Source organism: Bacillus sp. FSL M8-0166 (assembly GCF_038008825.1).
Lineage (GTDB): Bacteria > Bacillota > Bacilli > Bacillales > Bacillaceae > Bacillus > Bacillus safensis.
Window position 1 is genome coordinate 1712915 of sequence record NZ_JBBOZZ010000001.1, and the last position, 20672, is coordinate 1733586.

The window sequence follows — 20672 nt, forward strand, 5'->3', positions numbered from 1 at the left end:
CACTTTAAGTTAATTATACAAATTGAAAAGGTTTGATCAACTTTTGATGTGCTCACAAAGTCTCATGTTATGTATCAAAAAAGCCGGCTTCCTTTCAACAAGTGCAAGAAAGCCGACCCTTTATTACGCTTCTATATCAATTCGATACGTTTCAAACCAATGATGAATCTGTGCTAGATGGGCAATCAACTGCGGGCCCTTCATGAGCTGGCCATACCATGGCACATGAAAGGAAGCTCCTTCCGTTTCAATCAGCTGCTTTAATTGATGTGGATCTAAAAATTCGTGAAGTACAGAGTCTTTTTGCGCGAGACAGTCGGTCAGCATCTCTTTCACAGCCTGAGTATAGGCTGGATGATGTGTTTTCGGATAAGGACTCTTCTTTCGATAAAGCACTTCATTCGGTAAAATTCCCTCTAATGCTTTTCGTAAAACCCCTTTTTCACGATTTCCATGCATTTTCATTTCCCAAGGAATATTCCACACATATTCGACAAGGCGATGATCTGCAAATGGCACACGTACCTCAAGACTAGCCCCCATACTCATTCGATCTTTTCGATCAAGCAGTGTTGTCATAAACCAAATCATATTTAAGTAAAAAAGTTCTCTCCGGGCTTTATCGACGCCAGTTTCTCCATCTAAAAGAGGCGTTTCTGCCACCGTTTCTTCATATTTGCTTTGCGCGTATTCCTTAAGTGACAGCTTTTTTTGCCACGAGTCTTGCAGGAGCTGCGTTCTTGCTTCAGTCGATCTCATCCAAGGGAAACTATTTGTTTCATTTGCCATGTGAAACCAAGGATAGCCGCCAAAAATTTCATCAGCACACTCACCTGATAAACCAACAACGAAGTCTTTTTTAATTTCTCGGCAAAACCACAGCAAGGAAGAATCAATATCTGCCATACCCGGTAAGTCTCGAACCTCAACGGCTTCCTTCAGATAGGAAGCGAGCTCTTTTTGTCCAATGATACAGCTGTGATGATTCGTTTGAAACGCTTTGGTCATTTGATCAATCCATGGGCCGTCAGCATTCGGCTGGAATTGATTTGCCTCAAAGAATTGATCGTTTCCTTCGTAGTCAATGGAAAACGTATGCAGCGGTGCTTTCCCTATTTTCTCAAAGTGCTTAGCAGCTATGGCAGTAATAGCACTAGAATCGACGCCCCCAGATAAAAATGTACATACAGGCACATCAGAAACGAGCTGTCTTGTCACGGCATCTGTAAAGAGATGCTTAATGTGCTGTGCGGTGTCATCAAGTGAATCGGTATGCTTCTTGCTTTTGACATTCCAGTATCTCCACACGCGCAGTCCGTCTTTTGAAAAGGTCAAGGCATGAGCAGGTCTCAACTCTTTTATCCCTTTAAACACTCCTTGACCTGGTGTTCTTGACGGTCCTAAGCCAAAGATCTCCGACAGCCCTTCATGATCGACTTTTGCTTTGATATCAGGGTGAGCAAGAAGTGCTTTGATCTCTGAACCAAATAAGAAGGAATGATGACGTTCTGTATAGAAAAATGGCTTGACGCCGAGCCGGTCTCTCCCTGCAAATAACAATTCACGCTCACTATCCCAGATCACAAATGCAAAAATTCCATTAAAATGGGAGACACACTCTTCCTTCCATTCTGTATAGGCATGAAGAAGAACTTCTGTATCAGAATGCCCAAGAAAGCGGTGCCCCCTTTTTAACAATTCTTTTCTTATATCCTCTGTGTTATAGAGCTCTCCATTGTATACAACCGTATAAGCATGGTTTTGATGTGTATATGTCATCGGCTGCTTTCCGCCTTCTACATCTACAACCGCTAACCTTTTATGCCCGAAAAGAACGTGCTCACTTTTCCACGTATTTGTATCATCTGGCCCTCTTTTAGATAATGTATCTGTCATTTGATTGATTACATGATCCTGTTGGATGAGCTGCTTTTTAAAGTCTGCCCAGCCTGTAATTCCACACATCATCATCAGCTCCCATCCGTTTTTCCTCAAGTGTTCTCATTCAGCCTTTCTTAGTTTATGCATCGTTTCCTTGATAGTTGATTTGTCCTTTTTTCCCGGCGTATAGGACAAGCTTGTTTTGGTAAGAAAAGAAAGAAGAAAGGAGCTTTTGCAAATGAAAAATCGAATGAAGCAGCTTGAACGCTGCAGCCGAAGATGGTGTAACGGGTATTTGCTCATTGAAAACGGGCATTGTCTGATTGAAGATGAAGAAGGAGAGATCATGCTGCCTGAAAGTCTTCAAAGCACGATGATCTGTTTGAAGGAAAATGACCGATGGACAAAAGGAGAATTGCTTGGTTCCATGATTCTCCATGAAAACGGGCAGCTAATAGACGTACAAGGGGGAGAAAAAATTCAATATACGGCGTCCCTTGCGAAAGGATGGCTTGATCTTCTCATGTTCGTACCGGAAAACGTCTTTCATCACATCCTTGAACAGGTAGAGCAGCTTGGTTTTTCCGTCTATGATTGTGTCTTCTCTTCCTTTCATTCAATGCAGCGCGTCTCTTTCTTTCATTTTTCGGCAGATACGCAATCACTTGCACTTCAATGTCACTATGAGCCTGCAGCCAGCCACATTCGTTTTGAATGGACCACTTCAGACGGACACCGAACGGTTTCACAATTTGATGCCACATAAAAAGGACACTGCTTCGTATAAGCAATGCCCTTTTTATATTAAAAGATATGGAAACCGATCGGCAGACGTAAACCGAGAAGAATGGTCACAATCGCAAATACGATAAAACCAATCAACACACCAGTCACCGATTTTCCTTTTTTCTTGCGCACTAGGACCATTTCCATGAAACCGATCACGAGGATACCGAGAATCATTTTTCCAATATACTCGCCCCCGAAACCTGGAATTTTCATTCCTGTGCGAACATACAGCTCTACGCCTGTTGCAATAATGATCAAGTAGAATAAGCGAACGATCATATGCACAATTTTAGCGCCTTTGTCGTTTTTACCTGCTAGAGCAAAGGCTACGAAGAATAAAATAATTCCCAGCACCCATGCTGTGATATGTAAATGTGTTCCCATTTGTGATTTCCCCCTTTATCAGAACAAGTACCTTCTCATCGTACCACGAAATAAGTCGAACACAAAGCGACAATCCTGTGTCATCACGCGCTTTATTTGACGCGATTCGTCAGCGTTCCAATCGGTTCAATCGTGATGTCAATTCGATCTCCAGAAGCTAAAAACTTAGGCGGTTCAAAGCCCTTCCCCACCCCAGAAGGTGTACCTGTTGCAATGATGTCACCCGCTTCTAACGTCATCCCTTTTGAAAGAGTGGAGACAATGTCCTCAATTGTGAAAATCATTAATTCCGTACTCGCAGACTGACGAATCTCTCCGTTTACCTTTGTTTCCACATGGAGCGCACCATGATCCTCGATCATTGACTTATGAACGATATAAGGTCCTATCGGGCAGGTTGTATCTAAGCTTTTACCAATGAAAAATTGTTTATGTTTTTTCTGCAAATCTCTTGCCGTCACATCATTTAAAATGGTGTAACCGAATATATAATCTTGGACCTCTTCAGGAGCAATATTTTTCCCAGATTTGCCCATCACGATGGCAAGTTCTCCTTCATAATCCAGTTCACTTGTCACACCTTCATGAAGAAGAATGTCCGCTTCGTGCCCAATGACAGAAGTAGGTGCCTTTGTAAAAATCATCACGTCTTTAGGAATATCCGCCGCACTTCCCATCTCCATGACATGGTCTTGATAATTCTTTCCGACACACATGATGTTTTTAGACGGCTTTGGAATCGGCGCATGGAGTTTCACGTCCGAAAGCGGATATACATAAGAACCGCGGTCTTCTTCTTTTTTCTCAGCCCAATCAAGAAGCTGCCCCACATGTTCCACAAACTTGTCCCCTATTTTGATACACTCAGATAATGAGTTTGGCAGTGTCTCAAGCTCAAATAATTTGGCTTCTGCCTTTTTGACGTCCATCACCCATTCATCATCAATGACTACCCCAATAAACATGCTGCTATGTATCTCACCTGTAAAAAACTTCATGTCTTCCCCTCACAATCTTCATTTCGCTAAGTTATGATGTCTCATTTTATTTCTCTATGAAATAAAAAAAACCCTTTTTTATCATACTCTCTTTTAAAAAGGGTTTCAAAAATGATGATTGAATGCTTAGCGGAAACGGCGGTACTCCCACATGTTCCCTTGATCCCATTTACGTTCAACATTTCCTCTATTTCTGGAACGATGCGATTTCTTTCCACATCTTCGGCAAGAGCGGCTTCGTTTATGGTGATGAGAACGTTTAGATCGATGGCTGCGGCGCGACTTGCGGCTCTTCTTATTGTGGGATCTGTGCTTGCTGCGGTGTGACTTGCGGCAGCTTTTCTTATGATGGGATCTGTGTTTGCTGCGGTGTGATTTACGGCAGCTCTTCTTATGATGCGATCTGCATTTGCTGCGGTGTGATTTACGGCAGCTTTTCTTATGATGCGATCTGTGTTTGCTGCGGTGTGACTTTTTCGGTTCGCTCTTTTTGCTTCTGTAAGATTTTTTGCTTTTATATGACTTTTTACTCTTCATGCTTTTCTTCGAGCGATAACTTTTCTTTGAACGATAGCTTCTGTAGCTTTTTTTACTGCGGCGTGATTTACGGCGTCCACCACCGCCAAAGAACCAATGACCGCGACTTGAATGACGAGAACGAGCTGACTTATGCGAACGTCTCGATTCTGGTTCACGATCTAAGTGATGATCACGCCCCTCACTTCGAAGTGAAGCTACTGCATGTTCAATGTGTGAATGATCAATTGTACTCACGAACAATTCCCCTCCCAGTCTATGCTTCGACAAAACAAACAGATAAAGCTGTTTATCTTCTCTGCTTTATGTTACGAGACTCGGTAGACAAGTGTTCGTGACGAATGCCTCTTTCCTTGAAAACTCCATGAATACCTACCAGCCGGTACAGGACATTCCTTCACTTTCATATCGTAAAGAAGAGCATATAGGAGGCTGATGAACATATGACCACAGAACCTTTAAAACAACTTGATATGTGGATTCATCCAAAGGACCTGATTGAATTAAAAAAAGACATTTGGAACGATGAACCTGTTGAAGCCATTCTGAAAACCGGCCAAACCAAATCACATATTTATGCTTCATACCGCGGATCACACATTAGAAAGCTTAAGAAGAAATCCTATCAAATTGAATACCGAAAGCCAAAACAAAGACAAGGCGAATCCATCTTTCATTTAAATGCAGAGTACAATGACCCTTCGTTTATCCGAAACAGGCTGTCCTTTTATTTCTTTGAGCAGATGGGGGTGCTAAGCCCAGCCGCTTCTCATGTGTTTCTCACCATAAACGGAAGAAAAGAAGGCATTTATTTGAAAATAGAATCCGTCGATGAGTTTTTTCTTCAAAAACGGCAGCTTTCAGGAGGCAGCATTTATTATGCAGTTGATGATGACGCGAACTTCTCCCTTTTGAGTTCTTTTGATAAAAAGCCAAAAAAGCACCTTCTTCTCGGATACGAGAAAAAAACGGGGACTCCTCAACACGATCAGCAGCTGAGCGAATTTATTTACTTTCTCAACACAGCGAGAGATGACACTTTTGCGGAAAAAATTGAACAATACCTAGATGTGACACAATATTTCCGCTGGCTCGTCGGTGTGGTATGCACACAAAACTTTGATGGTTTTGTTCATAACTACGCTCTTTATGTAAATGAACAAGGAAGGTTTCAAGTACTTCCTTGGGATTATGATGCAACATGGGGTCGTGACATTCATGGAGAAGAAATGGCGTTTGATTATATCCCAGTAAACGGCTTTAATACATTAACAGCTAGATTACTAGATATCCCTTCGTTTAAAAGAGCCTATTACACACTTTTCCAGCATGTACTCGATACACATTTTGTAGAAGACCGGCTCTGCCCAATCATCGAGAAATGGCATGAATCGATTGAGGATCGAATTGGAGATGATCCATATACGAAAGATCGAAAAGACATCCTGCAGTCTGAACGAGACTTAATCCGGCAGTATATCAACAAAAGACGACGTTATTTACAGGCTGAGATAAGAAAAGAGATATTTGGTACGTAAGAACACTTTCGAATTTTGTCACTTTATTACTCATATTGACGAAACAGCTTTTTTTATAGAAAAATAGGGTATACTAACCATATCCTTCTATTTGATAAAAAATGTGAGAGTTGGCGTCCGTTATGATCAATTATGAAATTGAACAAAAAAGATTACATTTAATTGAGACTGCAAAAAAATTCGGGATGAATGCCGAAGAAACAATCAGGTGCAGTCAAGAGCTTGACACACTCTTAAATAAAGGCATCAAATCCACCTCTAAAGATTGCTCAAAAAAAGGGTAAGCCATACATCTAATTCCTCTCATCAAAAGCTTTCAAAAAGACAATCACACATTAAAAGACCCATCATAAGCTATGGTGAAACGCCCAAAACAAGTGCCCTAATTTTATAAAGGATGTGCACCGCTATGCCGGCTATTGTGGGAGCCTTTAAAGTAAATGCCGTCGGAACGAGCGGAGTCGTTCATGTTGGAGACTGCATCACCATTTCTCCAAATAGCCAAGTTAAAACGTTTGCTGGCGCAGGCAGTTTTAATACAGGTGATCAATTACAAATTAGCAACTACAAAAGTGTGACAAATACGTACGATAGTGATGTCATTGATCAACCGCTTGTTGGTAACTTGTAAGGAGTGAGGATCCGTTGAACTTCTATATTAATCAAGCGATACAAATTAATTATTTACGTGTAGAGTCTGTGAGTAACTCCTCTGTTCTGCAAATTGGGAGTGCTGGATCCATCAAAGCCCTTTCCAACCTGTATAACACGGGAAGCTACGTAGAAGCAGCGCCTGCCGCAGCAGGTACACAAGGAATTGAAGAATCTCAAGGCGCAAGCACAGCACCTTTTGTACCGCTTCAGTCACCAACAACTTAAGTCATCTGCAATCCCCGGAGGTGTATGTAAATGTATGATTATCAAAGCAACGCTTCACAAGTATATGGCATCATTCAAAAACACTCGCAACAAATCATGATGCTTGAAAAAAGGCTTAACGAGCTTCAGCAGGAAATACAAATGATCAAAGATAAGCCGACAACGAATATTGAACGGATTGATTATCAATTTGATCAACTGAAAATCGAACGGCTGGAAGGAACGCTGAATATCGGCCTCAATCCATCTGATCCAAACAGTGTTCAAAACTTTGAAGTGGGCCAAACAACAACCCCGGGAATTGGAATGATGCAGCAAGAAATGGCTGGTCAATTTTTCAATCAAACAAGACAGCTTGTCGATGCATTCTTAAATGAAGAAGCACCGGACCTTCTTGAAGAGCTAGAGCAGCGATATGAAGGGTCCCTTGATGAAAGTAACAAACACCATATCATTGAGGACATTCGCAAGCAAATTGACAGCAGGATCAAATACTATGCGGGACAACTGCCACAGCGGGAAGATATGACCCCGCTGCAGCGTTCAGAGCAAATTGCTGAATATGTGAAGCATGATGTAAAGCGGGCGATTGAGCACTTTTTAGCCCATATTCCAAGTGAAACGAAAGGAGAGGAAAACGGATGAATTTCACAGTTGTCAACCGCAACATTGAGACTGGAAGTATTAAAGTAGTCGGGGTATCGTCCTCTTCCTTGTTTATCATCGGGGACACAGACCATGTACAATTATCCTCGATTTTCGATACACCGCCAGAATCACTGATTATTGGCCCGTTTGTTCCTCTGGCGCCTCGATAATGATCAAGCGCACATCTAAAGTGAAGTTCTCAAAGGTGAACTCTGTCGGGATTTCGAGTGTGGTTCAAATTGGTGATACTCAGGAGCTATGCCCGAAGGTCAAAGTATTAGCTGTTCAACGAACCATTAGTTTGTTTTATGGCTATGAAGCAGAAAATTTAGATGCGAAAGAATTTGAAGTGTATTATGAGCCCATTCCATTGATGCTGCCAGAACGATCAGTTAAAACGGCATTTTACCATGAAAAGCCTGTAATTAAAGTGTCTTCAATCCATGTTGAAGGGGTATCATCGTCCTCTGTCTATCAAATCGGCTCTACTTGTAGAATGAATGGCGTTGCGCGAGTGAAGCATATTAGGGAACTGTTTAGCAATGATGAAAGTCCGCAAAACTCACAAATGGACCTACCTGCGCATATGATGGTGATATGACTTCGAATAAAGGATGTCGATTATGCCAGCAATTGTCGGACCCATTTACATTAACTCTATTTCTGGAGGCGTCGTAAACGTCGGTGACTCATTCTACCTGTCGCCTAAAAGTTCGTCAAAATCTGCTTTAGGCTCTGGAGCGGGGAATACCGGAGATTTCTTGATATTAAATAATGGCATTAGCGCCACCAACTATGTGGATCCTGACTTAAATGATCAGAATATGGTAGGCAATGCATAAAGCAGCTCCTCTACACCCATTTCAAATAGAGGAGCGCTTTTTTATGCTTATTTCTTTCTGCGCTGTCTCGATTTTTTCGTTTTGACCAGCTTGCTTGCCGGCTGTTTCCGAATCCATTTGATGTACGAAGCAAGCTTTTCATCCTGCCTCAGCGCATCAATTGTGTTCAAACGTGCGGCAAGCTCCTGGTTTGTAAAGAGGGCATGTACTTGTTTATGACAAGGGATGCACAGGAAGGCAGTCGGTAAAAAGGCACCGCCCTCTTCTCTTGGCGTTAAGTGATGTTCTGTGAGCAGGACATCTTGTCTTCCGCACAGCTCACATAATCCAATTGTTTGCTTTGCCACCGTGTCATCACCTCAAAATTTACATTAATTCCATTGAGACTGTTGTCCCTTTCCCGCTTGGATCTGCTGGATGGACAATCAGTTTTTTCGGCAGCCGCATTTTCAATTCTTCCACATGGCTGATGACACCGACAGCTAAGTTTTGGGATTGTAACTTCTCTAATGCGGTAATCACCGTATCAAGCAAGTCTTGATCAAGGGTACCGAAGCCTTCATCAAGGAAAAAGAATTGCAGCGGAAACTCACCTCTCAGCTGAATCTGCGCTGAAAGAGCTAATGCAAGCGCAAGCGACGTCAGGAAGGTTTCCCCGCCGGACAAGCTGGACACTGGACGTCTGACACCGCCATTCGCATCATCACGCATGACAAAACCGCCTTCTGAATCAACCTCAATTGCATACCTTTGTCGTGTCAAAATACCAAGACGGGCAGATGCATCACGACTGACACTTTCCAGCTGTTCTTCTGCTAAGAACTCAACAAATGTATTTCCTTTAAACACGGTTTGCAGCTTATCGAGCCGATCAATTTCTTGCTGGAGCTCTGCCAAGCGTTCATGAATACTTGCAAAGCGCTGGTGATTCTCTTCCATTACGCGCATATGTTCATATGCAGAGCCGCTCATTACTGTTGCTTCTTCCAATGCCTTATCTGCCGCTTCTTTTCTCAGTTGAATGTCAGTCCACTGCTGTTCATCTAGTGACTCATCTTTCAGCAGTTCAGAAATTCGCTTTAAGTTTGCGGCACATTGCTTTCTTTTATCCTCAAATTCGTCAATTTCTTGTTTAACCGATTGACGTACTGCCTGATTCATAAAAGCAGATTCAATCTCTTGAGGCTTATCAAAAGGAGAAGACTCCGATTCTTTAGCCCATGCTGCACTTGCTTCTTGTTTTCTCCGGTCAGCCTCTTGAAGCTGACGCTCACAGCTTGAAAAATGACTTTGTGCTTCACTAAAGAGCTCCTGCGCGTGCTGTAATTGCTTGAACGATTGCTGTTCCATTTCTTTAAGACGAGCAAGCATGTGTTCAACCTCGATCAGTTCATCAGAAATAGAGACAGCTTTTAATGGATACCTCCCTAAATCTGTTTCATATTGATGAATGAGCTGCTGCTGGCTTTCTAGCTGATGCGCTAGTATATCAAGTTCCTTCTCTACATCGTATATGGCTGTTTGCAGCTGTTCTTTTGCCTGCTGCTTTTCTTCCAAAAATGAAATACTTTTCTCTATACGCTCTTTATAGCCTTCCGCTTGCTGGTCCTTTTCATCGATCTGCTTTTGCATCTCTTGTACTTGATGCAATGTAAAGTGCGGGAAGGTCTGTTTAAATTGAGACGTTTGCTCTGTCAGCTCAGATTGAAGCTCCTTGATCAGCCTGTCTAATTCTTCGATTCGCTGCTGTTCAAATGTCATTTGATCTTTCATCTTGCTTATCTCAGCTGCTTGATCATGTGTTTCATCCATTAAGCGAGCTCGTTTATGTTCAACTTCTTGAATATCTTGTTTCAAGCCTTTCCATTCTTGCATGAGATACTGCAAGGACTCCGGATTTTGCACTGCTTCTACTGCTGCAGCAACTTCTGCACCAGGCGCTTTCTGAGATAAAAAGGCAAACTGCTTTACTAATTGATTGGCGTGCGTTTCTAATAGCTGCTTGGCGGCATACATGTCTCTTGCATATTCCTCTGCCAGCTTGAGCTCTTTGTCCATCCTTTGAATCACTTCATCAATTTGTGCCACAGTTTCTTCATGATCATTGTTTTCCAATGCCTTTGGATCATGATGAATCGATCCACAAACAGGACATGGCTCACCATCTACGAGCTCTGCTGCTAATTCTTTTCTTAATTCTGCCGCCCTAACAGCGTCACGCTGTTTTAATTTTTCGAGCTTCTGACTTTGTTCTCTTTTACTCCATTCTGTAAAAGCGCGTTCGAATTCACATACATAGAAATAGAGCTGTTCAATCGCTTGAAACGATTGGTCTATTTTTTCATGATGGTCTTTTTGCTGTTTTTGAAGCTTTTCATATGCTGCTGCAGTCTGTGATGATCGCTTTTTGAGCTCCTCCATCTTTTGTTCTTCTTTGTGTATGCTCTGATGTATTCTTTGAACATTTTCGCTTAAACGCAAAGCATCCTGTACACTTTTCCGTTCTTTTACAGAGACTTGCAATTGCTCCAGCTCACGCTTCAGCTGTGTTTGTTTTGCCAGTGCACGTTCTAACAAAGATTGGAGATTGTCTGCTTCTTCTTTTTTTTGTAATAATTGCTGCGCTGTATTATTTTTTCGCTGTTCGATTGACGTCTTTTCCTGAAGAGCCGCCTCTTTTTTCCGTTCAATTTCCTTTAGCTGAATCAGCTGCTCTTTCTTTTGAAGAAGTTCTGGCTCAGTTTCTATTTTCTTTTGTCTGGCTTGCTCATAGTCCTGCGTCATTTGATCATAGATCGTTCGTTGATGCAGAAGCTGATTTTCTGCTTCCTGCTTTTCTTTTAATGCTTGAGAAAGCTGATTTTCAGCCTTTGTTAATGCATCCGCATAGGGCTTTAATGCCTCTGCCTGCTCAGCAATATGAAGCTTGGCCTTTTTCTCTTCCATTGATGGTGCCAGTTGATTCAGATGGTCAAGTTCCGTCTCATAGGCTTCTTGTTCCTTTTGATACTGCCAAATCGTTTGCGCCTTTGTAAAAGCAGTGAACGCTTCATCCCGCGCTTGTTTTTTCTCATGAAAAATAGCCTTTGCCTGCTCAGCCGCTTCCTTTGCCATTGCCAGCGCGTCTGGGCCAGCTTCACCTAAACCATTCAGCTCAGCAAGCAGTTCATTTTTTTGTCCATATTGATTCTGCGCCTTCGCGCGCAAACGTTTGACGAGCTGATCCCCATACTTTTCCAGGTTAAACAAACGCTGTAGCATTTGTCGTCTATCGGTTCCTTTTAGGGAAAGGAATTCTGCAAACTTCCCTTGAGGCAAGACAACCGCTCGCGTAAAATCATCAATGGTTAACCCGAGTAATTCTTCTATTTTACGATTGACCTCACTCGCTTTATCTGCAAGAACTGTCTGCGTATCACTAATTTCAATCAAACGGCATAGTGTCGTTCTGACTTTCATTTCATCTGCCCGCTTGAAAGCACGTTCGACTTTATAAGAAATGTGATGTTCCTTTTGCAAAGCGAACGTAAAGGAAACTGACAGCTTTTCTTCCGCTTGGTTCAAAATACCATGTGTATTATTTAACGCACGTTCCACTTTGCCATAGAGTGCCAGGGTCATGGCGTCTAATATGGACGACTTTCCGCTTCCTGTCGGTCCAAAAATGCCAAACACACCTGCATCACATAATGAGCTAAAGTCAATTGTTTGCTCTTCTCTGAAGCTATGAAGTCCTTTAATGGTTAGCGTAATCGGCTTCAAATCGCTTCCTCCTCTTGCATTTCATTGGCGAGCTCCAAAAACAGCTTGACTGTTTTTTCATCAGGAAGACCGCCGCCTGTCTGGCGCTCATAAAATTTCACGAACCGCTCTTCGATTGAGAGCTTTTCGACTTGCTTTTGTTCTTCCATTTGCTGCAGTTCTTTAAATTTTGGTCTAATGTGGACAAACCCGCTATGCTGCTTTCGGAGCTGATGGATCTCTTCTATAGAGAGCTGATCTGTTAAATGAATCTCTAAATCAATCCATGCCTGAAGATCCCGTTTTTCATCCAGCCACTCGTGTACTTGACTCAGTCCCTCAGTTGCCTTCCATTTCACAAGTGGTTTTCCGCTTGATAACAACACTTCTTTCCAGCTTGCTTTTTCATTAGGTTTTGCCTCTACAATCGTGACTGATTTGGCATATCCTGATTCAGAAAAGCTGTAAGCAAGAGGTGACCCGGAATAGCGGGCAATCGTTTTGGCACGTTTGATGGTTTGCGGGCGGTGCAAATGACCAAGGGCAACATAGCAGGCTGCTTCTGGCAGACTTTCAGCCGCAACGGTATATGCGCCGCCTACTTCAATCGGTCTTTCTGAATCTGTTTGACTTCCTCCTGCCACATAAATATGGCTCGTTGCGATATTGACCGTACCCGCTTGAAATTGAGTGCTTAAATGTTGGAATGCTTGTTGTATTTTTAAATTGTAATGATCACGAAGCAATTTCTCTTCAAATGTTTCAGCCAGCACCTCGTTTAATCTCGCCTCAGACGGATAAGCAAGAGCTGCAATGGATAAACGTTCACTCGAAGAAGGAACATCGACACGGATGATATCATTTGTCGGATATCCAATTAAATGAATCCCCTGATCATTTGTTAAAGGGGATGCGGCGGATAAGCGATCCGGATTATCATGGTTGCCTGAGATGACCACTACCTGACGTTTTCCTTTATCAGATAAGGCGGATAGACTTTCATAAAAAAGCTGCTCTGCTCTAGCAGGCGGATTCACTGTATCAAAGGCGTCTCCAGCCATCACAATGACATCAATGTGTTCGTCTTTCACGATTTGATACAGCTCATCTAAAAACTGTGCTTGCTCATCAAGCCGGCTTCGGCCTTCAAGGGTTTTTCCTAAATGCCAATCCGCCGTATGCAGAATCCTCATGTGATTCACCTCTCATTCCGATACATTTATAAAGAAATTTCTAAATTCCCGTCAAAGAAATAAAGAATTTTCTCCTCTAATGTTCTGTTTGTTAAACGTTCTACTGCTTTTGCATATAACGCTATTTGAGTTTCATAGCGCTTTTTCAATATAGGTGCAGCTGCTTCAAGGCCGCCTGTAAATCTGCCTTGCACTCTATCGGTTTTATAATCTAGTAAATATAGCTTTCCGTCCGTTTCAAATAAACAGTCAATCATCCCTTGAATAAGGACAGGCTCCCCCTCTGCATCAATATGGCTGTATACCTCTTTAACAGGTAACACCATACTAAATGACACTTCTCGTTTCACCCAGTCCGCTTTTTGCAGCTTTTGACCAATAGATGTAGAGAAGAAAGCTGTAATTCCTTCTTGATCAATTGACTGGACTTGCTCATTTGTTAGCAAGTCTCTCTGCTGTAAGGAATCGAGCAGCTGGTGTATACGTAAATCATCATAGGGCTCGTCATAAGGAAGCGGAATATGCTGCATGACTGTGTGCATTGCGGTGCCTTGCTCTGCAGCAGTGAGTGCTTTTTTCTTCATGAAAGCCGGCCGGTCATACAACGTTGTACGAGCTTTTCGAAGAGAAGAAGGAACACTGTACTCATCCTGTATTTCTTTCATTCTTTTTATCTCAGAAACAGACTGCTTTGTGCCGACTTGTGAGGCCGCTAGATATGGGTATCTCCATGAAAGTCTCTCTGCTACTTTCTCATCAGCATCACCATATCCTTCAACAGGCAGACCGTCCATCAATGCTTGTACCACCTCGTCCTGCTGCTTCTTTTCAAGTGACATATCTTCTTTTAGAAGATCGGAAGCTTGAGTAAATGAGATCGTGAATGCTGATGGATGCGACAGAACAACATCACCTGTTTCTTCTAAAATAGATGACATTGCTTGGTGACGGATAAGAGCAGGACCAATAAAATCTAAGTATGTTTTCGATTGATAACGTTCAAAATCAGGGATCAGCCAGTCCTCTCCGGTTGCAGCATTTTTCCATTTGCTTAATGCTTTCTCCTGATTTTTGACAGAGCCGACCAGAAATAATTTTTCCTTAGCCCTTGTGAGCGCCACATATAGAACTCTCAGCTCTTCAGATAATAGCTCTTTTCTCATCTTTTTTTTCATCGCCACAAGCGGTAATGTTGCATAACTAATTCTCAGCTCTGGATGAATATATTTGCTTCCAAAGCCTAATTCTTTATCAAGCAAGTAAGACTGGTTTAAGTCCCTCATATTAAAGTTCCTGCCGAGTCCTGCGGTAAAGACGATTGGAAATTCTAATCCTTTACTGCTGTGGATCGTCATCATGCGAACAACGTCCTCTGTTTCACTGAACGTTTTTGCCGCGCCAAGATCATCTCCACGCTCCTGCATTCTTTCAATAAAGCGAAGAAAACGGAACAGCCCTCTAAAGGCAGCTTTTTCATACTGCTTCGCTCGATCATAAAGAGCACGGAGGTTCGCCTGTCTCTGCTTGCCTCCAGGCATCCCGCCGACGTAATCTAGATACTGCGTATCGCGGTATACTTCCCAAATCAATTCCGCAACTGAATGATTCATGGAGAAATCACGCCACTTACGCAGCAACCTGAAAAACCGTTCTAGTTTTTTGCATGTAGGGTGATCTGAATGAGTCACACTCATAAATGCCTTCACAGCATCATAATAAGTGCCTTTTTTATCACTCGTGCGGATTAGTGCCATTTCATTTTCGTCTAAATGAACAATTGGTGATCTGAATACAGCTGCAAGCGGGATATCCTGATATGGATTATCGATGACTTTTAACAGAGAAAGAATCACAGACACCTCTGTTGCTTCAAAATAACCGGAGGAAAGATTCGCATACACAGGGATTCCCTGCTTCTTCAATTCCTCCATCATTTGAGGGGCCCACGGCATAGAGCGGAGCAAAATCACAATGTCCCGATACTGCAAGTTACGGGTCATTTGCTGTTTTGCATCGTACACTTGAAATGGCTGCTCTACCAATTGTCTTATTTTTTTAGCAATGACTCTCGCTTCTAGTTGTACGGTCTCTAGTTCTTCTCGCTCTTCGTCAGTTTCTGCTTCCTGTTGTTCTAAATGAACAAGGAGCATTTCTGTCGTTGTATCTTTACTTTCTGGATAACTCGCTCCAAGCTTTAATTCAGCTTGTTCATCATATTCAATTTCTCCAACTGTTTCCCCCATCAGCTGTTTAAACAAAAAGTTCGTACTGTCTAACACATCTGAACGGCTGCGGAAGTTTTTATTTAAATCAATTCTCTTCCCTGTTTCTTTGCCATCTGGTGTAAATTGTTTATATTTGTTTAAAAAGAGCATGGGCTCAGCCAGTCTAAAACGATAAATGGACTGCTTTACATCACCAACCATAAACAGGTTGCCCTCTGCAGAATGTTCCCCTTTAGATACAAGCTTTAAAATCGTTTCCTGTACAAGGTTTGTATCTTGGTATTCATCAACGAGCACTTCTTCAAACTGCTGTTGATAGTACTTGGCCGCTTCTGTTTCGATCAAATTTCCTTCCGCGTCCTGCTCCGCTAAAATGCGTAAGCAATAATGCTCTAAATCAGAAAAGTCCACGATTGATTTTTCTTGCTTCGCTCTTTCGAAACGCTGTCCAAATTGGATGACAAGCTCCACAAGTGTTTCGACCACCGGCTTCATTTCAGCTAAGCTTTTCAAATGCTGGGCGGGACTTCGCATAAAGTATTCATCTTTGAGCTTTTCTAATTGTTTTTTTGCTTGATTGCGTGCATCTGTGGCTTTTTCTAACAGCACAGGGTCATATTCGTCCCCTTTACATGTTTTGAGCCTTTTAAAATTGATGTTTGGCAAAAGCTCGTAAAGCTTCTCAAAATCATCTTGATGCCTAATCAATTCATTGACTTGCTCTAAATCATCTATAAAATTTTCTGCTCTCGGTGCTGGGCCGCCCGGTTCTTTTGATAGAGCGAGAGCTCGTTCGAGCAGTTCCAGACAGCTTCGAAAAACGAGAGAAAGATCCTCTTTGATATATGGGTAAAACGGTAATTGTTCTACTTTTGTTTGAGCATCTACATCATAAAGAGAAAGGAATGCCCTCATCCATTGCTCAGGTAAAGGGTGAGATCTGGAAAACTCATAAATTCTCTTCACAAGCCATTGCAAGTCTAAATCATGACGGTCAGAAGTGTAACGATCAACCAGTTCAAAGAACGCTGGCTTTCCAGCCTTATATTCATCCTCAAACAGTTCATCTAACACTTCATCTCCTAATAATTCTCCTTCTGTTTGATCAGCCAAACGAAAGCCTGGATCAAGGTCAATCTCATAGTAAAAGGTGCGCAGAACCTGCAGGCAAAAGGAGTGCAAGGTAGAAATATTGGCACGATTCATGAGTGACAGCTGTCTTCTCATATGAAGGGACCCGGGGTTCTTGGCTAATTCCTTTTCAAGTGCTTCTGTGATCCGATGCTTCATCTCTGCCGCAGATGCATTTGTGAAAGTCACAACGAGCAGACGATCCACATCAACTGGATCTTCAGGACGGGTCATTTTTCGAATCAGCCGTTCAACCAAAACAGCTGTTTTACCTGACCCTGCCGCCGCCGCAACAAGGATATCTTGTCCTTCTGAAACGATGGCTTCCCACTGGTCATCCGTCCAAGTACTGTTATTCGGTTTTGGTATTTGCATACTGATCCCCTTCTTTTTTGATCCGGTCTATCACAACATCATCCTTTTCAGATGAAAGCACTCTAAATTCATTATCCTCTATTGATTCATCAAATTGGCAAATAGACTTAAATGAACAAAAGCGGCATGGTGTTTGATCCTTCAATTTATATGGATTAATGGCTACCTCGCCATTTGTAATTCTTTCGCCTGCCTCTTCAAACGTGCGCCGAACATGCTGTGTGAGTATATGAAAATGATCTTCACTTAAAACAGCAGAGTCAGAACGGAAAGACCCATCCTTTTTCAAGCCGGCTTGAATGACTTGTGATCTTCCTGATTCAAGCGTTTGATCCATTAGCTTTACCGCTTCTACATCTTCAAGCAATAGACCTTTCATTTTAAATTTCTTGAATATTTCCTGTTCAATTTCATCCTCTGCAAGCGGAATCGGAGCTTGAATGAGCGGATCATGAATATGAAAATATAAAATGCCAGCTGGCGTTGCTTCTACGCCGAGCCATTCCTTCGAATACGTAATGGTCAGGTCTAAGTAAGTAAGCATTTGCAAGGCCAGCCCATAGTATACTTCTGCTAGATCAAGACCTTTCTCACTCGATTTGTAGTCGACGATTCTCAACAGCAGTCCTTTTGAACCTTCTGCTTTATCCACCCGGTCAATTCTTCCGACAAGCTCCATCGTGCAGCCATTTTTCAATTGAAAAGTAAACGGCGGCAGAGGTCCTTGACCGCCAAAGCCTAATTCAAGTCCAACGGGAGAAAATCCACTCACTTTTGCATGCTCACTTAAGATAGAAGAGACTCGAATCAAGATTTTCTGGAGCTTTTCTTTAATATAAGCATGCCGATTAGAGCTTAATAGAATTTCCTTTTGAAGACGCGGAGCAAGCTGTTCGATTGCATGTCTTGAATAAGTGACACAGTCTTCCTTCGTTAGGTTTTTCCAATCCTTTTTTTGTTCAACAAGCGTATCTGAAACATGCTTTAAAGCTGAGTGAAACAGCTGGCCGATATCGGGTGCTTCCAATTTATAAAATTGCCGGTCCTTTAGTTTTAACCCGTGGGAAGCAAAGTGAGAAAACGCACACGCATTGAATTTCTCCATTCTTGAAACACTGCCTTGAATGTGATCACCGTAAAGTTCTTTTGTGACGTTTGGTTTTAAGCGCTTCGCTCGATTTGTAAAAAACAAACTCGACAAGATGTTTTTTGATACATCCCGATGAGATGACGTCATCAAAAAATTATAGACACTCCACCATACACCACTGATGGGATATTGGTTGAGCCATTGCTGCAGCTGCGAGACGGTATAAGATAACGAGACATGCTCATTCGCTACAAATTTTAATTGCTCCTCGTCATCCAGCTGTTCCGGGTCTAACACATACAAAGCATGCTGATGATTCGGCATAAGCTCCTGACAATACTTGATAAGAGTCGAAGGCAATAGAGAGCGCCCCTCTTCATCTGACACCGAATAAGACAGATACAAATGATAGGATGGACTCGCCAGCGCTTGGTAAATTAAAAATTGCTCATCTAGCAGCCGTTCCTTTCCTGTCTCTGCCAGCTCTGCTCCTGCTCGTTTTAACCATTCCCGGTCATCCTCAGACAAAACACTTTCATCAGAAGGGCGTGCGGGAATAACGCCATCATTTACCCCAATGATAAACATACACTTCACTTGATACATTCTTGATAAATCCATACTTCCGATAAATACTTGGTCGAGTGAAGGCGGAATTAAAGCGAATTTTAGAGAGGCCAATCCTGTATCCATCATCTGTTGGAATAAAGGAAATGAGAGCTCCTCCTCACCGAGCATTTCAACAAATTCATCCATTAATTGAATAACAGCATCCCATACTTGTCCATGCTGCATGGATTCAGCTAATCTACCTGCTTCCTCAGCCTCCAGCCTGGCCTTTTCAAGTTTATCCGGCACTTGTATTTCCTCTAAAAAGACATAGACTGCCTCCACCATGTCTTTGACCTTTTGCGCTTTTTTCAGCCTTTTTTGCAATTGGAAAAGCGGGGGTGCGATCCATTCCTTTACATTATTCAGCATCTGTTCCATTTCAATTTCTTGATCTGTTTGTCCAAAATCCTCATCTAAGGATTGGAATCGTCTGTAATGGAAACGGGAGCCGTTTGTCCAGCGTTCTCCTTTTACACCATAAGCAATACAGTAGTTTTCAAGCTGATCTGCTTGTTCTCTCGCTTTGTTTTTGGCAAGTTCGAGCGGAAATAAGAACTCTGTCTTCACGCAGCGAAACACAGCCTCATACCGCCAGTTTCCTTTTATGACATCCAAGCTCGAACGAATCAATTCAATGAGCGGATGATACTGCATCGATTCATTTCCATCAATAAAAAAAGGAATATCGTAATCTCGAAAAACCTCTTTTAACGTATCTTTATAGTCGTCTACATGCCGCGCTACAATCGAAATATCTCGCAGTCTGAGTCCTTCTTCTCTCACTAAATGAAGAATTTCTCTCGCTACTCCCTCAATTTCAGCTCGTTTACTTGCACTTTTAGATACTGTGAGATGAGGGGTTACTTCCTGATATGGCTGCACCGGTCTCTGCTCATATTGGCGTTCTAAATAAGCAAGATCCGGCGTATGAAGATGACGGTTATTTCCCTCCAAAATGTTCTCAGAAATGGCTGCTCCGCACTCTCTGGCAAGCTGATAGAGCTGGAAATACGTTTTACCTGTCATACGAAATAAATCAAGTTCATTTGGCTGCTTATCATGATAGGAACGATCCACTGTGAAAGCAGCCGTTATTTTCTCAGCATGCAGCAGAAGCTGTTCAATGACGAGAAGCTGCTGCGGTGTAAATTGATAAAAACCATCTATATAAATGTGTGCTCCTTTAATTTCTTCAGATAAAGGAATTTGCTGCGTGAGAAGCGTCAAATAGTCTTCGGAGTGCACATATTCATCTTGTAAATGCTGCTCCATCTGCTGATAAAGAACATGCAGATCATGCAATTTATCGGCTGCCCGTCTTTCTTCTGTATGCTCTGAATGCATGCTCGATAATGAAATTTTTTCAATATCCTCCGGCAGCATACAGTATCTTTTGAACTCAGCCATCGTCTTTTCGATTTGCTCCACAAACCCCGGCTTATCACTCGCTTTTTTGAATACCTTAAACTTTTCTTTCTCCTCTTCAATCACTTTTCTTAAAAGCATTTGAATTCCTGTGCTTGTCACAAATTGCCGGTTCGCTCCGCCAGTCTGCTGTAAAATAGACCAAGCAAGACGCGTGAAACTAAATACTTTGGCTCTGATCATCCCGCCAGCTTCAGACGTTTTTGCAAGCTCGTATTCCATTAAGAATGTCATTTGATCCGGGACTAAAAAAATGATTGGCGGACCCAACGGATCAAGCCGAAGCTGTTCTTTGATTTCCTCTAAGATTGCAGTCGTTTTTCCACTCCCCGATCTGCCTGCTAAAAACTGAATCTCCACGCTCCACAACACCTTTCTTATGTA

The 20672-nt window shown here is 42.3% G+C and carries 18 protein-coding genes and 1 pseudogene; 10 read left to right on the top strand and 9 right to left on the bottom strand.

The genetic code is table 11. The features are described 5' to 3' along the window. Positions 1-123: 123 nt before the first annotated feature. Entirely contained in the window at positions 124-1965 is a 1842-nt protein-coding gene (asnB, locus tag NSS92_RS09105; protein WP_340869967.1) for an asparagine synthase (glutamine-hydrolyzing), read from the bottom strand. A 154-nt stretch (positions 1966-2119) separates the two neighbouring features. Between asnB and NSS92_RS09110 the strand changes: the two genes are divergently transcribed. Beyond that, the gene (locus NSS92_RS09110) at positions 2120-2647 is read left to right on the top strand and encodes a DUF2777 family protein (RefSeq protein ID WP_340867385.1); all 528 of its coding nucleotides are present in this window, start codon (positions 2120-2122) and stop codon (positions 2645-2647) included. 38 nt (positions 2648-2685) lie between these two features. On the opposite strand, the gene NSS92_RS09115 is transcribed toward NSS92_RS09110, so the two are convergent. Both NSS92_RS09115 and NSS92_RS09120 read right to left on the bottom strand, forming a co-directional pair. Beyond that, positions 2686-3054 carry a YisL family protein gene (locus tag NSS92_RS09115; protein WP_034282135.1) on the bottom strand — a complete coding sequence of 123 codons (369 nt, stop codon included), beginning with the start codon at positions 3052-3054 and terminating at the stop codon, positions 2686-2688. Between the two features lie 92 nt (positions 3055-3146). After that, positions 3147-4052, bottom strand: coding sequence for a fumarylacetoacetate hydrolase family protein (locus tag NSS92_RS09120; protein ID WP_340867389.1), 906 nt, complete (start codon positions 4050-4052; stop codon positions 3147-3149). 111 nt (positions 4053-4163) lie between these two features. Here NSS92_RS09120 and NSS92_RS09125 point away from each other — a divergent pair, with 111 nt between their 5' ends. Next, positions 4164-4379, top strand: coding sequence for a hypothetical protein (locus tag NSS92_RS09125; RefSeq protein WP_340867391.1), 216 nt, complete (start codon positions 4164-4166; stop codon positions 4377-4379). Between the two features lie 30 nt (positions 4380-4409). On the opposite strand, the pseudogene cotG reads toward NSS92_RS09125, so the two are convergent. Next, positions 4410-4826 (bottom strand): annotated as a pseudogene (gene cotG, locus NSS92_RS19465) (spore coat protein CotG); the annotation flags it as partial. Positions 4827-5032: 206 nt separating this feature from the next. Here cotG and NSS92_RS09130 point away from each other — a divergent pair. The 8 genes from NSS92_RS09130 to NSS92_RS09165 all read left to right on the top strand — a co-directional run bounded on the left by NSS92_RS09130 (position 5033) and on the right by NSS92_RS09165 (position 8496). Further along, the gene (locus tag NSS92_RS09130) at positions 5033-6127 is read left to right on the top strand and encodes a CotH kinase family protein (RefSeq protein ID WP_340867393.1); all 1095 of its coding nucleotides are present in this window, start codon (positions 5033-5035) and stop codon (positions 6125-6127) included. 122 nt (positions 6128-6249) lie between these two features. Next, a complete protein-coding gene (locus NSS92_RS09135; protein ID WP_029707539.1) occupies positions 6250-6411 on the top strand; it encodes an aspartyl-phosphate phosphatase Spo0E family protein in 162 nt (53 codons plus the stop codon). A 125-nt stretch (positions 6412-6536) separates the two neighbouring features. Then, on the top strand, positions 6537-6758 hold the full coding sequence (locus NSS92_RS09140) for a spore germination protein (RefSeq protein ID WP_024425506.1): 222 nt from the start codon (positions 6537-6539) through the stop codon (positions 6756-6758). A gap of 14 nt (positions 6759-6772) precedes the next feature. Then, complete coding sequence (locus tag NSS92_RS09145; RefSeq protein WP_003210877.1) at positions 6773-7006, top strand: spore germination protein GerPB; 234 nt, start codon at positions 6773-6775, stop codon at positions 7004-7006. A gap of 30 nt (positions 7007-7036) precedes the next feature. Beyond that, the gene (locus tag NSS92_RS09150; protein WP_267585968.1) at positions 7037-7651 is read left to right on the top strand and encodes a spore germination protein GerPC; all 615 of its coding nucleotides are present in this window, start codon (positions 7037-7039) and stop codon (positions 7649-7651) included. Further along, positions 7648-7824, top strand: coding sequence for a germination protein GerPD (locus NSS92_RS09155; protein WP_003210893.1), 177 nt, complete (start codon positions 7648-7650; stop codon positions 7822-7824). Before NSS92_RS09150 ends, NSS92_RS09155 begins: the two co-directional genes overlap by 4 nt. Next, positions 7824-8255 (top strand): spore germination protein GerPE, encoded by a 432-nt coding sequence (locus tag NSS92_RS09160; RefSeq protein WP_267585967.1) that lies wholly within the window; start codon positions 7824-7826, stop codon positions 8253-8255. Before NSS92_RS09155 ends, NSS92_RS09160 begins: the two co-directional genes overlap by 1 nt. Positions 8256-8277: 22 nt before the next feature. Further along, complete coding sequence (locus NSS92_RS09165) at positions 8278-8496, top strand: spore germination protein (protein WP_003211468.1); 219 nt, start codon at positions 8278-8280, stop codon at positions 8494-8496. 47 nt (positions 8497-8543) lie between these two features. Here NSS92_RS09165 and NSS92_RS09170 read toward each other — a convergent pair whose 3' ends face one another. From NSS92_RS09170 to addB, 5 genes are read right to left on the bottom strand one after another with little or no spacing between them, the layout of a single operon-like run. Continuing rightward, positions 8544-8843: a hypothetical protein gene (locus NSS92_RS09170; RefSeq protein ID WP_039177660.1), complete on the bottom strand. Its 300-nt coding sequence runs from the start codon at positions 8841-8843 to the stop codon at positions 8544-8546. A 19-nt stretch (positions 8844-8862) separates the two neighbouring features. Continuing rightward, positions 8863-12258 (bottom strand): SMC family ATPase, encoded by a 3396-nt coding sequence (locus NSS92_RS09175; protein WP_340867403.1) that lies wholly within the window; start codon positions 12256-12258, stop codon positions 8863-8865. Beyond that, the gene (sbcD, locus tag NSS92_RS09180) at positions 12255-13430 is read right to left on the bottom strand and encodes an exonuclease subunit SbcD (RefSeq protein WP_340867406.1); all 1176 of its coding nucleotides are present in this window, start codon (positions 13428-13430) and stop codon (positions 12255-12257) included. The genes NSS92_RS09175 and sbcD overlap by 4 nt, the downstream gene beginning before the upstream one ends. Positions 13431-13456: 26 nt before the next feature. Next, positions 13457-17161 (bottom strand): helicase-exonuclease AddAB subunit AddA, encoded by a 3705-nt coding sequence (addA, locus tag NSS92_RS09185; protein ID WP_340867408.1) that lies wholly within the window; start codon positions 17159-17161, stop codon positions 13457-13459. Then, positions 17139-20648 (bottom strand): helicase-exonuclease AddAB subunit AddB, encoded by a 3510-nt coding sequence (gene addB / locus NSS92_RS09190; RefSeq protein ID WP_340867409.1) that lies wholly within the window; start codon positions 20646-20648, stop codon positions 17139-17141. Before addB ends, addA begins: the two co-directional genes overlap by 23 nt. Positions 20649-20672: the final 24 nt, after the last annotated feature.